Below are 15,707 nucleotides of genomic sequence, written 5' to 3' on the forward strand. Positions count from 1 at the left end.
AGCGAGCAGTCCGTCCCCGCGGACGTGAGTCGTTTGAGCAAGCTACGCCCCCGCGAAAGCGGCGAATGGATTCCAAAGGCGTGGCCTTTGGCGGGTCCAGGGCAGCGCCCTGGCCTCCCCGGAGGGGCCGCCGGAGGCATTCCTCCCCACGCCGTTCTAATACGCGAACGGCGCTTTCTGGCGGATTTCCAAAATGAAGGGCACGCCTTCGACGGGTGTTTCCTCGATTTTGTTGGCGTCGAGGACGAAGTGTTGGCTACGGGCGGTGGAGAGGGCTCCGGTAACTTCGAAGGAGCGGTCTTGGAAGGGTGCGTCGGGGGTGAGGGTGCCGAGGACGCGGACCCAGGAGCCGGGGCGGTGATTTTCGGGGTGATTGACGGCGACGAGGGTGACGACGCCGACGGCGTCGGCGAAGCAGCAGTATACGTAGAGGCGGGCGACGGCGATGTAGCCTGCGCGGTCGAGTTCCGGGGTGCGCAGGACGGCTCCCTGGATGGCGAAGTGGCCGTTTTCGTTGGCCCATCCGCCGGTTTCGCCCGCCAGGAGTTCGGCGAGGTTGAGGCGGGTGTAGGTGATGTCGCCGACGGTGACGGTGGGTTGCTGCGGGGTCTCGTCGTCGAATGTGCGGGTCAGGCTGCCGCCGGAGTAGCCGCTGCCGTAGGTGGGCGGCGGCGGGGCGAAGGCGTCTGGCCCGAGGATGGCGAGGGCGGCGAGGGCGAGGAAGAGGGTGAGGGCGAGGGTTTCGGTGGGGCGGCCTTTTTGTCCGGCGTGGAGGAGGTGGATGATGCCGAGCAGGGTGAGGATGAGGCCTGCGCCGAGGGTGAGCCAGGAATAGCGGGGGTTGAGCAGTTGCCAGTAGAAGGGGGAGCGGGAGAGCCAGGCCATGAACGCGCCGGAGCTGGCGAGGAGCGAGCCCTGGAGGATGCGGAGGAGGGTGGCCGGGGCGGTCATCGGACGCCTCCGAGGGCGAGGGCGAGGCTGACGGCGTAGACCGCGACGATGGGCGCGGCGATGAGGGCCAGGGCGACGCGGCGGCGGAACACGGCGAGGAAGAGGGGGATGAGCTTGAGGTCCACCATGGCGCCCACGGCCATGAAGGCGATCTTGGCCATGGCCGGGAAGGAGCCGAAGGAGGCGGCCACGAAGGCGTCGGCCTCGGAGCAGATGGAGAGGAGCACGGCCAGGAGCATGAGCCCGGCGATGGCCAGGGCGGGCGAACCCGCGAAGGCGGCCAGGATTTCGGGCGGCAGGAAGGTCTTGAAGGCGGCGGCCACGACTCCGCCGAAGACGAGGAAGCGGGCCATGGACAGGAATTCCGCGGCGGTATGGCGGAGGATGGCGAGGAGTTTGTTGTGGTCGTGGTGGCCGCAGCCGCAGGCGCAGCCGGGGCCGTGGTCGTGTCCGGATGGCAGGTGGGCGGCCTCGGCCGCGTCGTATTTTTTGAGGTCCGTGGGGCGCTGGCGCAGGACGTCGGCGGGCCGGGCGTCGCCCAGGGCCAGGCCGAGGGCGGTGGCCGGGACCAGGACCAGGAGCAGGCGCAGGGCGATGATCGAGAGGTCGCCCTGGAAGGCGAAGAGGGTGGAGGCGATGACCACGGGGTTCACCACGGGCGCGGCCATCATGTAGGGGATGGCGGTGCGCGGGGGGACGTTCTTGAGCAGCAGCCGCCGGGCCACGGGCACGATGCCGCACTCGCAGGTGGGCAGGAGCATGCCCGCGAACAGGCCGACGGCGACCTGGCCGAGGGCGTTTTTAGGGATGCAGCGCAGCAGGGCCTGCTCGGAGACCAGGACCTCGATGAGCGCGCCGATGAGCGAGCCCAGGAGCAGGAACGGGGCGGCCTCCAGCACGATGGCCGAGGCGGCGGTGGCGAAGATGACGAGGTCCTGCATGGGCCTGGTCAGCGGCTGAGGGCGGTTGCGGGCATGGCTGCCAGCCTAGCCCAAACCGGCCGGGGGGACAACCGTGGGCCGGTCACGCGGTTTCCGGGGCCTCCTTGCCGAACAGCCGCCGGAGCCGGGCCTGGGCCGCGTCCAGGTACATGTAGTAGACCGGGGTGAAGTAGAGGGTGAGCAACTGGGAGACCAGCAGGCCGCCGACCACGGCCAGGCCCAGGGGGCGTCTGGCCTCCGCGCCCGCGCCGAAGCCCAGGGCGATGGGCAGGGTGCCCATGAGCGCGGCCATGGTGGTCATCATGATGGGCCGGAAGCGGATGAGCGCGCCCTCGCGGATGGCCTGGGAGGCGGAGAGGTGCTTTTCGCGCTCGGCCTCCACGGCGAAGTCGATCATCATGATGGCGTTCTTCTTGACGATGCCGATGAGCATGATGATGCCCACGAAGCCGTAGATGTTCAGGTTCTGGCCGAAGAGCATGAGGGTGGCCAGCGCGCCCACGCCCGCGCTGGGCAGGCCGGAGAGGATGGTCAGGGGGTGGACAAAGCTCTCGTAGAGCACGCCCAGCACCAGGTAGATGACCAGGATGGCCATGACCAGCAGCAGCCACAGGCCGCGCATGGAGTCCTGGAAGGCCTGGGCCTCGCCCTGGAACCCGGTGCTGACCGAGGGGGGCACGACCTCGCGGGCCAGGGTCTCCACCTGGTCCACGGCCGAGCCGAGCGAGGTTCCCGGCGGCAGGTTGAAGGAGATGGTGGCCGAGGGGAGCTGGCCGGAGTGGTTGATGGAGAGCGGGCCCACGCCCAGGTCCCAGTGGGCCAGGGTTTCCAGCCGGACGAGCTTGCCGGTCTGGGCGCGCACCGAGAGCATGGCCAGGGCGGCCGGGTTGGCCTGGTAGCGCGGGGCCAGTTCCATGACCACGTCGTAGGTGTCGGTGGGCGCGTAGATGCTTGAGACCTTGCGGTTGCCGAAGGAGGTGGAGAGGGCGTCTTCGATCTGGTAGGCGGAGACGCCCAGGGCGGACGCCTTGTCGCGGTCGATGACGATGTTCAGCTCGGGGTTCTTGAACTCCATGTCCGAGGTCACGTCCTGGATGTCGGTCAGTTCGGCCATCCGCTTTTCCATCTCGTTGGCCGCGCGGAAGAGCACGTCCGTGTCCGGGCTTTGGAGGGTGTACTGGTATTGCCCCTTGGAGGAGCGGCCGCCGATGCGGATGGAGGGCGGGTTGGAGAGATAGGCGCGCAGGCCCGGCACCTGGGAGAGTTGCTTGCGCAGCCGTTGCAGGACCACGTCCGCGCTCTCGCGCTCGCCCAGCGGCTTGAGGGTGAGCATGAGCCGCCCGGAGTTGCCGCCCCGGTTGGGCCCGCCGCCGCCGACCACGGACATGTAGCCGTCCACGGCCGGGTCCTTGCTGGCGATGGCGGCCACGGCCTTTTGCCGTTCGATCATGGTGTTGAAGGGCACGCCCTGCTCGGCTTCGGTGGTGGCCATGAGGCGCCCGGTGTCCTCGCTGGGCAGGAAGCCCTTGGGGATGGCCCGGAAGAGGACCACGGTCAGGGCCAGGATCGCCAGGGAGGCGAGCATGGTCAGGCGGTGGTGGCGGATGGTCAGGTCCAGGGTGCGGGCGTAGAAGGCGCGCAGCCCCTCGAACCCGCGTTCGAAGGCGGCGGAGACGCGGCCGGGCTGCTTTTCCTCGTGCCCGCCCCTGCGCAGGATGAGGTTGCAGAGCATGGGGGTCAGGGTGAGCGAGACAAGGCCGGAGATGAGAATGGCGGCGCAGATGGTCACCGCGAACTCGTGGAACAGGCGGCCCACGATGCCGCCCATGAAGAGCACGGGCAGGAACACGGCGGCCAGCGAGATGGTCATGGAGATGATGGGGAGGGCGATCTCGCGCGAGCCGTCCAGGACGGTCTCCACGATGGTCTTGCTCATCTCGGAGTGGCGGACGATGTGCTCCAGCATGACGATGGCGTCGTCCACCACGAAGCCCACGGACAGGGTCAGGGCCATGAGGGTGATGTTGTTCAGGCTGAACCCGTAGAGGTACATGACGGCGAAGGTGCCGATGACCGACATGGGCAGGGCCAGGCTGGGAATGATGGTGGCCGAGACCTTCCGCAGGAAGAGGAAGATGACCATGATGACCAGGCAGACGGTGAGCAGCAGGGTGAACTGCACGTCCTCCACCGAGGCCTTGATGGAATGGGAGCGGTCGTAGAGGACGTCCAGTTTGACCGCGGCGGGCAGTTGGGCCTGGAAGGTGGGGAGCAGGGCGCGCACGGCGTCCACCACCTGGACGGTGTTGGTGCCGGGCTGGCGCTGGATGGCCAGGATCATGCCGGGCGTGCCGTTGTACCAGTTGCGGCGGCGGACCTGCTCCACGGAGTCGAAGACGTCGGCCACCTCGGAGAGGCGCACGGGCGAGCCGTTGCGCCAGGCCACCACCAGCGGCTTGTAGTCGGCCGCATTCATCAGCTTGCCGTTGGAGCGGACGATGTATTCGCGCACCGGCCCGGCCACGGTGCCCACGGGCAGGTTGACGTTGCCCTTGCGCACGGCCTCGGCCACCTCGTCCACGCCCAGCTCCATGGAAGCGAGCCGCTCGGGGTCGAGCTGGATGCGCACCGCGTATTTCTGGGAGCCGTAGACCATGACCTGGGCCACGCCGCTGACCATGGAGATGCGCTGGGCCATGAAGTTCTCGGCGTACTCGTTGACGTCGGAGAGGCGCATGGTGGGCGAGGAGAGGGCCAGGTAGAGGATGGGGGAGTCGGCCGGGTTGACCTTGCGGAAACTCGGGGTGGCGGTCATGTCGTCCGGCAGCCTGCGCAGGGCCGTGGTTATGGCCGACTGCACGTCGAGCGCCGCGTCGTCGATGTTGCGCTCCAGGTTGAACTGGAGGGTGATGCGGGTGGTGCCCAGGTTGCTGATGGAGGTCATGGAGTCCAGCCCGGCGATGGTGGAGAACTGTTTCTCCAGCGGGGTGGCCACGGACGACGCCATGGTCTCCGGGTTGGCGCCCGAGAGCTGGGCCTGGACCTCGATGGTCGGGAAGTCGACGCTGGGCAGGTCGCTGACCGGCAGCCGGTTGTATGCCATGACGCCGAACACGAGAATGGCGGCCATGACCAGGGTGGTCATGACCGGGCGGCGGACGAAGATGGCGGACGGGTTCATTGGGCCTGGCCCCCGGGCTTGGCCTCGGGCGCGGGAGCCGCTTCGCCCTTGCGGATCACGACCTTTGCGCCCGGGCTCAGGCCGAGCTGGCCGTCCAGTACCACCAGCTCCCCTTGCTTGAGCCCCTGGGTGACCACGGTGCGCCGGTCGGCGATGTGGCCGGTGGCGATGTTGCGCGGCTCGACCGTGCCGCCCTTGCCGTCCGCGTCCGGGGCCACCACGTAGACGTAGGACCCCTCCAGGCCCTGGAGCACGGTCTTGGTGGGCAGCAGGAGCGCGCCCTTCAGCACGCGCAGGATGAGCCGGACCCGGGCGAACTGGCCGGGCCAGAACCGGTTGTCGTCGTTGGGATAGGTGGCCACCAGGCGGATGGCGCCCGTGGCCGTGTCCACGGCGTTGTCCACGGCGGTGATGAGCGCCTCGGCCTTGAAGTCCGTGCCCGAGGGCGAGACCTCCACGCGCATGGGGGCCTGCGACTGCTGGGCCATGAGCTCGCCCAGGTAGCGCTCGGGCAGGGAGAAGGCCACGTTGATGGGCCGGATCTGGTTGATGACGCACAGGGTGCGGTCGTCGTTGGCCTTGATGACGTTGCCCACGTTGACCTGGACGATGCCCACGCGGCCTGGGATGGGCGCGGTGATGGTCGCGTACTCGCGGTCGAGCCGGGCCCGTTCCAGGGCGGCCTCGTTCAGGCGGATGGTGTTTTCGAGCGAGGTGGCCTCGGCGAAGGTGTTGTCGTACTGCTCCTGGGCCACCACGTTGAGCTGGCGCAGCTTGGAGTAGCGCTTGAGGTCCTCGCGCGCCTTGTTCAGGTGGGCGCGGTCGCGGTCGAGCTGGGCCTGGGCCTCCTTGATGGCCAGGTCGAAGGGCCGGGCGTCGATGCGGAAGAGCAGGTCGTCCTTCCGGACGTCCTGGCCGTTTTGGACCAGTTGCTCCACGATGATCCCGCCCACGCGGGACTTGATCTCCACCGAGGCCAGCGGCGTGACGTTGCCCACGGCCGAGAGCTCGTAGGGCACGTCCTCCTGTTGGACCTTGGCCACGGTCACCGGGACGGCGCGGTCCTTTTTGGCCTTGGCCTTTTCCCCGCCGCAGGCGGCCAGGAGCAGGAGGGAGAGGAGCAGGAAGGCCGCGACGGCGGCCCGGATCGGAAAAAATCGGGTCATGGACGAATCCTGCGCGGGAGGGGCGAAAGAAGGGTGATGGCGGGGGCGTGGCCAAAGGGGCCGCGGGGGCTGGAACCGGCCGGACGCCGGGCTCGACTTGCTGTCCGGTTCATGTGGCCCTCCTCAAAAAGAGGCCGTGCCCCTCCTGCGGGAGGGAACTCGGCCGATCGTTCGGCTGGGTGCGACGCAAGGTCCGCCGGGAAAAGTCTGAACGATAGTCTTGGAAAGTGAAATGGCTGTCAAGCGGAGTCGGCGTGAATTCGAAAACCCGGGGTCAGGGCAGGGGGCGCTCCCGCCCCCGGCGTTCGCTGACCCGGCTGATGAGGCGGGCGGCCAGCGGGCTGACCAGGATGACCGTGAACAGACGGGCCGTCTGGAGGCAGAGGACGAAGGGGATGTCGCACCGGCTGCTCAGGGCGATGGCGATGACCGTGTCCAGCCCGCCGGGGCTGGTGGCCAGGTAGGCGGTCAGCCAGTCCGTGCCCGCCCAGGCGTGGAGCATCCAGGCCGCGCCGCAGCAGAGCAGGATCAGCCCGGCCACGGCCAGGAGGATCTGGGGCACGGCCCGCAGGGCGTAGCGGACCATGGGGCCGGTGAAGCGCAGGCCGATGTACCAGCCGAGCAGGAAGTAGGTTAGCGCCACCAGCCAGTTGGGCAGGGTCAGATGGACCACGCCCGTGGAGTTGAGGAGCAGCCCGATGGCCATGGGGACCAGGAGCGGGGCCGAGGGGAAGGAGAGGCGGCTCGCCGCCGCCGCGCCGCCCACCACCAGGACTACGGTCTCCAGCACCGGGGCCAGGGGGGCGGACAGGCCGAGATCCCAGCGGCCGCCCGCGTCCGGGGGCGCGCCCTGGCCCAGCAGCAGGTGGGACACGGCCGAGGCGGTGACCACCACCACGAAGAGCCGCAGGTACTGCATGAAGGCGACCATGCGGATGTCCGCGCCGTGGGCCTCGGCCAGGGCGGTCATGACCGTGGCCCCGCCGGGCGAGGAACCCCAGGCCGCCGTGCTGCCGGGCAGGGTGCCCAGGTGCATGAGCGCGAAGCCCGCCAGGGAGCCGGACAGGACGATGGTGGCGATGGCCAGGCCGATGACCGGCCAGTCGCTGACGAAGGTGTGGAACACCGAGGGGGTCACGGACCGGGCCACCAGGACGCCGAGCACGGCCTGGGCGAAGATGAAGGCCCATCTGGGAACGGCCAGGTTCGCCCCGCGCAGGGCGAAGAACACCCCGGCCACCATGGGCCCGAGCAGGGCGGCGGCCGGGAGGTCCGCCCAGTGCAGCAGGGCGGAGAGCAGGGCGGAGACCAGGGTCAGGGCGGCCCACAGGCCGGTTCGGGCGATGGTGTACTGCATGATGTTCGGGCCGCCGACGCGGCGGTCCCGGCATCCTACGAGGCTTGGGCCGGGAAGTACAGCACGGTCGCCGCTGGCGGGCCGGGCGCACGGGCGCGCCCGATCGGCCGCCTAGTGGTGCAGAATCTGGCTCAGGAAGAGTTTGGTCCGGTCGTACTGGGGGTTGGAGAAGAATTCCTCCGGGGAGTTCTGCTCCACGATCTCGCCGTGGTCCATGAAGATGATGCGGTCGGCCACGGTGCGGGCGAAGCCCATCTCGTGGGTGACGCAGACCATGGTCATGTCCTCCTCGGCCAGGGAGACCATGACGTCGAGGACCTCTTTTATCATCTCCGGGTCCAGGGCCGAGGTCGGCTCGTCGAAGAGCAGGATGTTCGGGCTCATGCACAGGGCCCGGGCGATGGCCACGCGCTGCTGCTGGCCGCCGGAGAGCTGGCCGGGGTACTTGCCCGCCTGCTCGGCGATGCGGACGCGCTCCAGGTAGCGCATGGCCGTGGCCTCGGCCTCCCGGCGCGGCATGCGCCGCACCCATACCGGGGCCAGGGTCAGGTTCTCCAGCACGGTCATGTGCGGGAACAGGTTGAAATTCTGGAAGACCATGCCCACCTCGCGGCGGATCTTTTCGATCCCCTTGAGGTTGTTCGTCAGCTCCGTGCCGTCCACGGTGATGGTCCCTTCCTGGTGCCGTTCCAGCCGGTTCATGCACCGGATGAGCGTGGACTTGCCGGACCCGGACGGCCCGCAGATGACGATGCGCTCTCCCTTGTGCACTTCGAGGTCGATGTTCTTGAGCACGTGGAATTCGCCGTACCACTTGTTCAGTCCCTTCACGTCGATGACCACTTGCGACATATCCATGGCGAAATCCTTCAGCGGTTGGTTTGGGGGCCGCGCTTCTCCAGGCTGCGGCCGTATCGGCTCATGCCGAAGCAGATGACCCAGTACACGGCGGCGCAGAACACGTAGCCCTCCACCTCGTGGCCGAGCCATAACTGGTCCTGGGACGCGGCCTTGGCCATGCCCAGGAAGTCCAGCAGCCCGACGATGATGACCAGGGAGGTGTCCTTGAACAGGGCGATGCACCGGCCGATCAGCGCGGGCAGGACGTGGCGCACCGCCTGGGGCAGGACCACGAAGACCGTGACCATCCAGGGCGAGAGGCCCAGGGCCTTGGCCGCGTCGATCTGCCCCTTGGGGATGGCCTGGAGCCCCCCGCGCACCACCTCGGCGATGTAGGCGGACGAGAACAGGATGATGCCCACCTGGACGCGCAGCAGGTTGTTGATCTGGAAGTTGGGCGGGAGGAAGAGCGGCATCATCACCGAGGCCATGAACAGGATGGTGATGAGCGGCACGCCCCGGACCAGCTCGATGAACCCGATGCACACCGCGCTGACGCCGCCCATCCCGGACCGCCGCCCCAGCGCCAGCAGGATGCCGAGCGGCACCGAGACCAGGATGCCCACGGCGGCCAGGCCCAGGCTGAGCATCAGCCCGCCCCAGCGGGACTGGTCCACGGTTTCCAGCCCGGCCCCGCCGCCCACCAGCCACAGGGCGGCCGCGAAGAACACGGGCCACAGCCCGGTCAGGACGCGCTTTTTGCACCGCCCGCTCACCGTGGCGGCCACCACGCCCGCCAGGAGCGCCCCGGCCGCCAGGGGCCGCCAGGCCAGCTCCGGCGGATAGGTGCCGATGAGCATGACCCGCGCCTTGGCCGCGATGAAGGCCCAGCACGCGCCGGACGCGTCGTCGCACACGCCGGGCCCGCCGGTCCACACGGCGTGGACCAGCGCCCAGGAGACGAGCGGCGGCACCACGCGGACGAGCAGGGCCAGGGCCAGCAGGGTCAGCAGCGAGTTGAACCAGGACGAAAAGAGATTGTCGCGCAGCCAGCGCAGCACGCCGGTGGAGGTCAGGGGCGGCGGCGAGTCCGGGGTGGGGACGAAGGTCTTGATCTCGCTCATCGCTCCACCAGCCGCACCTTGGCGTTGCACCAGTTCATGCCCAGGGAAAGGACCAGGTTGATGGTCAGGTACACGGCCATCCACAGCCCGATGACCTCGATGGCCTGGTCGTTCTGGCCGATGATGGTCCCGCCGATGGAGACCATGTCCGGATAGCCGATGGCCACGGCTAGGGAGCTGTTCTTGACCAGGCTCGTGTAGTCGTTGGTGGTGGCCGGGATGCAGACGCGCAGGGTCTGGGGCAGGATGACCTTGCGCATGATCGAGCCGGGCCTGAGGCCCAGGGCCTTGGCCGCGTCGAGCTGGCCCTTGTCCACGGACTGGATGCCGCTGCGCACGTTTTCGCCGATGAAGGCGGCGGTGTAGAGTACCAACCCCGTGAGCAGGGCCGTGAACTCGGGCCGGAGCACCATGCCGCCCTTGAAGTTGAACCCGTGCAGGGTCGGGACGTCGAAGTCGATCGGCCGCCCGGCCAGGAAATAGGCGAGGGTGGGCAGCCCGGCGATCAGGCCCAGGGAGATCCACCCGGCGGGCAACCCGCGGCCGGTCTCGTCGCGCAGCCGTTTGGACCGCCGCGCCAGCAGGACCGCCCCGATCGCCGCCAGGCCCAGGGCCAGGACCACCCAGCCCATGCCGTCCAGCCAATGGGGCCGGGGCGCGAACACGCCCCGGTTGTTGATGAACACGCCCGCGAGCGGGGACAGGCTTTGCCTCGGCGCGGGCAGGAAGGCGAGCAGGGTGGAATAGCAGAAGAACAGGGTCAGCAGCAGCGGGATGTTGCGGAACAGCTCCACGTACACGGCCGCCAGCCTGGCCACCAGCCAGTTGGCGGAGACCCGGGCCACGCCCACCAGCACGCCGAGCGCGGTGGCCAGGACGATGGACAGGGCCGAGACGAACAGGGTGTTGACGATGCCGACCAGGAAGGCGCGGCCGTATGTGTCGGCCGGGGCGTAGGCGAGCAGGCTGTCGTTGATGGGCATGCCGCTTTCCACCGAGAGGAAGCCGAAGCCCGAGGCGATGTTGCGCGCCTCCAGGTTGGCCTGGGTGTTCTGGAAGAGGAGCAGCGCCACGTAGAGGATGGCGCCGACCACCAGGGTCTGGGTCAGGATCGGGACGAGTTGTTCCTTGAGTCTGAAAGCTTGCAAGGCGAACGGTTCCGGTTGGGGGTGAACGAATGGCCGCACCGGCCGGGAGTCCCGGCCGGTGCGGCGTGGATGCGTCGGAGCGCCGGTCCGCCTAGCGGATCGGCATGGCGTAGATCAGGCCGCCCTTGGTCCACAGGTTGTTGTGGCCGCGGGGGATGTTCAGCGCGGTCTTGGGGCCGAAGCTGCGGTCGTACATCTCGCCGTAGTTGCCCACGGCCTGAATGGCCCGGACCAGCCAGTCGTTGTCCAGGCCGACGAAGGAGCCCACGTCGCCGGTGGCGCCGAGCAGGCGCTGCACGGCCGGGTCCTGGGACTTGGCCTTCATGTCCAGGACGTTGGCCTGGGTGATGCCCTTTTCCTCGGCCTCGATGAGCCCGAAGAGGACCCAGGTGACCAGGTCCTTCCACTGTTGGTCGCCGTGGCGGACGAAGGGGGAGAGGGGTTCCTTGGAGAAGGTCTCGGGCAGGATGATGTGCTCGCCGGGGTTGGCCGCGCCCGCGCGCAGGGAGGCCAGTTGGCTGACGTCGGTGGTGAAGGCGTCGGTGCGGCCCGCGACGTAGGCGTTGAAGGCTTCCTTCTTGGACTCGAAGACCACGGTCTCCAGCTTGATGTTGTTGGCGCGGGCGAAGTCGGCCACGTTCAGTTCGGAGGTGGTGCCGGAGACCACGGCCACGGACGCGCCGTCAAGCTCGGTGGCCTTGGTCACGCCCAGGCTCTTCTTCACCATCAGCCCCTGGCCGTCGTAAAACAGGACCACGGTGAAATCCACGCCTTGCTTGCAGTCGCGCTTCATGGTCCAGGTGGTGCCCCTGGAGAGGTCAACCTGGCCGGAGGACACGGCCACGATCTTCTGTTTGGACGCGAGCGGCACGAACTTGATGGCGTCCGCGTTCTTGAGGACGGCGGCGGCCACGGCGTGGCCCATGTCCACGTCGAACCCGGCCCACTTGCCGTTGGAGTCCGGGGCGGAGAAGCCCGCCACGCCTTCGCTGACGCCGAGGACCAGTTCGCCGCTCTGCTGGACCTTCTCCAGCGTGCCCGCCATGGCGCCGGTGGCCAGGGCCAGCAGCGCAAGTGCCAACAACAGTTTGCCGATGATTTTCATCCCTCTCTCCTTGAATGCCCGGTCCGGCGGGACGCCGTCCGGATGTGTTACGTTTGCGTCACGAAGGTGTTACAGATAGGTGCCCCACTGTCAATAAACACCTGTCTTCCGGCCGGGGGGAGGGAGACGGGCGTCGGCCCTCTTGCCAACGGGCCGGATGTGCCGCATAGGAATAGGGTCATCCATCCCCGGCCGGACGTTGCGCGAGGCGGGTTGGCGTGGAGGAGACAAAGGAGCGACCGAGATGAACAGAGTTTTCCTGGCGGTGGCGGCGGGGTGCCTCTTGATGCTGGCCGGCTGCGGTTCCGGATACCACGCGCGCGACATGCCGCTGCGGACCACCCTGGTCAACCCGGCCGTCCTGCAGAAGGGCACGGGCGACGAGGCGCTGTACCGCTACATCAACAAGAGCGTGGATGTGCACAAGTATCACGCCATCCTGCTCGACCCGGTGATGATAACCAAGGACGGGGCCCTGGACGCAGAGACCCGGGCCAACTACCAGAAGCTGGCCGACAACGCCTATTCCCTGCTCGCCGCCGAGCTGGGCAAGGACTACAGGCTGGTCAAGGCCCCGGAGGCGGGGGCCATGCGGCTCCAGATGGGCATCCTGGACGCCGATCCCTCATCGCCGGTGCGCAACGTGCTTTCGTCGCTGACGCCCATCGGCATGGTGGTCAATCTGGTGACCTACTCCAGCACGGGCAAGCCGAGCGGCGTTGGCGAGATATCCATGGAGATGAAGGTGACCGACGCCGTGACCGGCGAGCTGCTCGGCGCGGCGGTGGACCGCCGCGTGGGCGGCGAGAACCCGGACAGCGTGGTGGACACCTGGGTCGACGCCAACGCGGGCCTTCAGTGGTGGGCCAAGCGGACCCGCTTCTTCCTGTGCATGGCCCGCACCGGCGGCGTGGGCTGCGAGAAGCCCGAATAGCCGGGCCGGACGAACCGCAACCAACGGCGGGCCGGGGCGCATGTCCCCGGCCCGCCTGTTTTTTGCGAAAGCGGCGTCAGTCCTTGGCCTGGTGGAGGTGGACGTCCTGCTGCGGGAAGGGGATGGCGATGCCCTTTTCGTTGAAGGTCTTGTAGATTTCGCGGCAGAGCAGGTGGATGAGGCGGCCCCGGTCGTGGGGCCGGGCCGCCCAGCAGAGCAGCTCGAACTCCAGGGCCGAGTCCCCGAAGGCGCGGAAGCGCACCCTGGGCTCGGGGGCGGCCACGGCCAGCGAGTTCGCGTGCGCGATGTCGAGCAGGGTGGACTCCACCAGGTCGATGTCCGAGCCGTAGGCCACGCCGATCTTGACCCGGACCCGGAACGAGGGCTGGGGCAGGCTCTGGTTCACGACCTTGGCGTTGGTGATGACCGAGTTGGGGATGGAGATCATGACGTCGTCGCGGGTCAGCAGGCGGGTGCTGCGCATGCCCACGGCCTTGACCTCGCCGCGCTCGCCGCCGTCCAGGACTATGTAGTCCCCGGCCCGGAACGGGCGGTCCATGAAGATGGACACCCCGCCGAAGAAGTTGGCCAGGGTCTCCCTGGCGGCCAGGGCCACGGCCACGCCCGCGATGCCCGCCGAGGCGAAGATGGCGGTCACCGGGATGCCGAAGTGACTGCCCACGTTGTAGAACAGGACGAAGACCAGACAGAAGGTGACCAGCCTGCACAGGAGCTTGATGACGTCGGCGTCCAGGGCGTCCTCATTGATCCTGGCGGAGTTGATGATCGCCTGCATGGCGATGTTGCCCGCGTATACGATGGCCACCCCGGCGAAGACGGCGAAGGAGACGCCGAGCCCCACGGTCAGGTAGCGCAGGATGTCGCCGGTGATGTTGATCTGGGCGGTGGCGACATATTTGATGAAGGTGCACGTCCCCATGGCGTAGAGCGGAAAGATCATCCGTTCCAGGTGGATGCGGCCGACTCCCGCCCGGTTCAGGCGCCGCCGGTTCCACTTCCAGACCAGCCACACGGAAAAGCCGCAGACGGCGATGGCGGCAAGGAGCCCGATCCACTGCCAGACGGCCTGGCCGTGGACGCCCGCGAGCATCCAGCCGGGCAGCTTCTTCAGGAGTCCGTCGGGGATCATCCAGCCGGAGGAATAGATGTATTGCTCGTAGAAGCCGGTGTAGTCGGGCCCCTTGTCGCTCCGGTAGGGCAATCCCTTGACCTCGGTGTAGAATTCCTCCAACCGGTCCACGGTGTCGGCGGTGAAGAGGAACGAGCCCATGCGCGGGCCGTCCGGGACCCTGCCGATGGTGATCTCGGTGTGCGGAATACGCCAGACCAGGGTTTTGTTCTCGCGGACGCCGTTCTTGTCGGGCACGTCGTCCATGTCGGGCAGGTCCATGCGGTCGAAGATCTCGCGCAGCATGAGCACGGACTCGACGGCGACCTCGTCGCGCAGGGTGGGGGGGACCTGGCCGAGGTCGAAGCACCGTTCGGCCCGCTGCATGAACTCGCGCTCGAGGACGACGTCCTCCTTGCTCGCGGTGGCCGCGGCGTAGAGCTTGTCGGTATAGGTGATGAAGCTGTCCAGGGTGGCGCGCGGGCTGGAGGTGTCCGGCGGCTCCAGCGGAAAGATGTTGGAGGCCCGGACGGGCGCGGTCAGCAGCAGGGTCAGCAGCAGGGCAAGGCAGGCGCGGCGAAGCATGGGGTCTCCCGTGTTGGCGTGATGGCCCACCCTAGCACAGGTGGGGGGGGCTGCGCCAACCCGTTAGAGAGGCGAATCCTTTTGTCCGGATTTTTCACGCGTCTGAACGGGGTTGTTGCGAACGAGAACCCCATCGCGGGCAGCAAATCCGAAGGATGCCCGATGAGAGAGGTGGGGTCAATTCTCCCTTCGCCCGTGCGTACTTGTTGAGGATGGCGGCCTGTACGATGGTCGGCCATCGAATCAGAAGGACACCCCATGAGTGATGACGCCTCTGCCCCGCAGTCTCGAATAGACATCTTCCCCGCGTCCGATGGCAACATCCATGTAGAAGTCCGCTTTCAGGACGAAACGGCCTGGCTGAGCCAGAAATTTATGGTCGGGCTTTTTCAGGTTTCGATCCCCACGATCAAGGAGCACTTGAAGAACCTATTCGCAGACGTGGAGCTGGCTGAGGAGGCAGTTGTTGGGGATTCCCGAATAACTGCTTCGGACGGAAAAGAGTACCTGACCCAGCACTACAGCCTGGATGCCATCATCGCCGTGGGCGTCCAATTCCGTCGATGGGCGACCGAGGGGTTGCGGGAGTCCATGGTCGAGGGCTTCACCATGGACGACGAGCGGCTGAAGAATCCCGGCGGTTGGGATTACTTCGATGAGCTGCTTGAACGCATCCGGACGATCCGAGCCTCTGAGAAGCGGTTCTACCAGAAGGTCAGGGACCTGTTCTCGCAGACCAGCGCCGACTACGACGGCAAGCCGGAAAGCGCCCAGACCTTTTTCAAGACCATCCAGGACAAGATGTTCTTCGCCATCATCGGCAAGACCGCCGCGGAAATCGTGATGGCCCGGGCCGACGCCGCCCAGCCCAACATGGGCTTGACCAGCTTCAAAGGGGATGTCGTCCGCAAGGGCGATGTGGCTACTTCCAAGAACTACCTAGGGCAGGATGAGCTTTCCAAGCTGGACCGGCTGGTGGCCATGTCCCTGGAGCACGCCGAGGATCGCGCCGAAAGGCGGCAACGCATCACCATGCGGGAGTGGGTTGAGATTGCCGAATCCTAGTTGGACATTTCTTTCCAAAACCCCAAAAGCCCCGGAGACACCAATCCCCAGGGCTTTTCAGCATCAATTTACACGAAATTTTACACGCAAACAAAAAAACGGGTTACGGCATTCACCGTAACCCGTTGAGCTATCGTGGCGTCCCCAAGGGGGTTTGAACCCCTGCTGCCGGCGTGAGAGG

12 protein-coding genes are annotated in these 15,707 nt (G+C 67.4%); 2 read left to right on the top strand and 10 right to left on the bottom strand.

Annotated features, from left to right (window positions below; all coding sequences use genetic code 11):
* Positions 1–156: 156 nt before the first annotated feature.
* From PHP91_RS00525 to PHP91_RS00565, 9 genes are all read right to left on the bottom strand, one after another.
* The gene (locus PHP91_RS00525) at positions 157–951 is read right to left on the bottom strand and encodes a hypothetical protein (RefSeq protein WP_300135493.1); all 795 of its coding nucleotides are present in this window, start codon (positions 949–951) and stop codon (positions 157–159) included.
* Entirely contained in the window at positions 948–1,892 is a 945-nt protein-coding gene (locus tag PHP91_RS00530; RefSeq protein WP_300135495.1) for a permease, read from the bottom strand. The genes PHP91_RS00525 and PHP91_RS00530 overlap by 4 nt, the downstream gene beginning before the upstream one ends.
* An 82-nt stretch (positions 1,893–1,974) precedes the next feature.
* The gene (locus tag PHP91_RS00535; protein ID WP_300135497.1) at positions 1,975–5,073 is read right to left on the bottom strand and encodes an efflux RND transporter permease subunit; all 3,099 of its coding nucleotides are present in this window, start codon (positions 5,071–5,073) and stop codon (positions 1,975–1,977) included.
* Complete coding sequence (locus PHP91_RS00540) at positions 5,070–6,239, bottom strand: efflux RND transporter periplasmic adaptor subunit (protein WP_300135499.1); 1,170 nt, start codon at positions 6,237–6,239, stop codon at positions 5,070–5,072. The genes PHP91_RS00535 and PHP91_RS00540 overlap by 4 nt, the downstream gene beginning before the upstream one ends.
* Before the next feature lie 274 nt (positions 6,240–6,513).
* Entirely contained in the window at positions 6,514–7,596 is a 1,083-nt protein-coding gene (locus PHP91_RS00545) for an AbrB family transcriptional regulator (RefSeq protein ID WP_300135501.1), read from the bottom strand.
* Positions 7,597–7,707: 111 nt separating this feature from the next.
* On the bottom strand, positions 7,708–8,454 hold the full coding sequence (locus tag PHP91_RS00550; RefSeq protein ID WP_300135503.1) for an amino acid ABC transporter ATP-binding protein: 747 nt from the start codon (positions 8,452–8,454) through the stop codon (positions 7,708–7,710).
* Positions 8,455–8,465: 11 nt separating this feature from the next.
* The gene (locus PHP91_RS00555) at positions 8,466–9,560 is read right to left on the bottom strand and encodes an amino acid ABC transporter permease (protein ID WP_300135505.1); all 1,095 of its coding nucleotides are present in this window, start codon (positions 9,558–9,560) and stop codon (positions 8,466–8,468) included.
* A complete protein-coding gene (locus PHP91_RS00560) occupies positions 9,557–10,708 on the bottom strand; it encodes an ABC transporter permease subunit (RefSeq protein ID WP_300135507.1) in 1,152 nt (383 codons plus the stop codon). Before PHP91_RS00560 ends, PHP91_RS00555 begins: the two co-directional genes overlap by 4 nt.
* Before the next feature lie 91 nt (positions 10,709–10,799).
* Entirely contained in the window at positions 10,800–11,813 is a 1,014-nt protein-coding gene (locus PHP91_RS00565) for an amino acid ABC transporter substrate-binding protein (protein ID WP_300135509.1), read from the bottom strand.
* Between the two features lie 244 nt (positions 11,814–12,057).
* On the opposite strand from PHP91_RS00565, the gene PHP91_RS00570 reads away from it, so the two are divergent.
* The gene (locus PHP91_RS00570; protein ID WP_300135511.1) at positions 12,058–12,747 is read left to right on the top strand and encodes a DUF3313 domain-containing protein; all 690 of its coding nucleotides are present in this window, start codon (positions 12,058–12,060) and stop codon (positions 12,745–12,747) included.
* 76 nt (positions 12,748–12,823) lie between these two features.
* On the opposite strand, the gene PHP91_RS00575 is transcribed toward PHP91_RS00570, so the two are convergent.
* Positions 12,824–14,461, bottom strand: a complete 1,638-nt coding sequence (locus tag PHP91_RS00575; protein ID WP_300135513.1) for a mechanosensitive ion channel family protein — start codon at positions 14,459–14,461, stop codon at positions 12,824–12,826.
* Between the two features lie 258 nt (positions 14,462–14,719).
* On the opposite strand from PHP91_RS00575, the gene rhuM reads away from it, so the two are divergent.
* On the top strand, positions 14,720–15,526 hold the full coding sequence (gene rhuM / locus PHP91_RS00580; protein WP_300135515.1) for a RhuM family protein: 807 nt from the start codon (positions 14,720–14,722) through the stop codon (positions 15,524–15,526).
* Positions 15,527–15,707 lie beyond the last annotated feature (181 nt).

This window comes from Pseudodesulfovibrio sp. (assembly GCF_028692895.1).
GTDB lineage: Bacteria > Desulfobacterota > Desulfovibrionia > Desulfovibrionales > Desulfovibrionaceae > Pseudodesulfovibrio.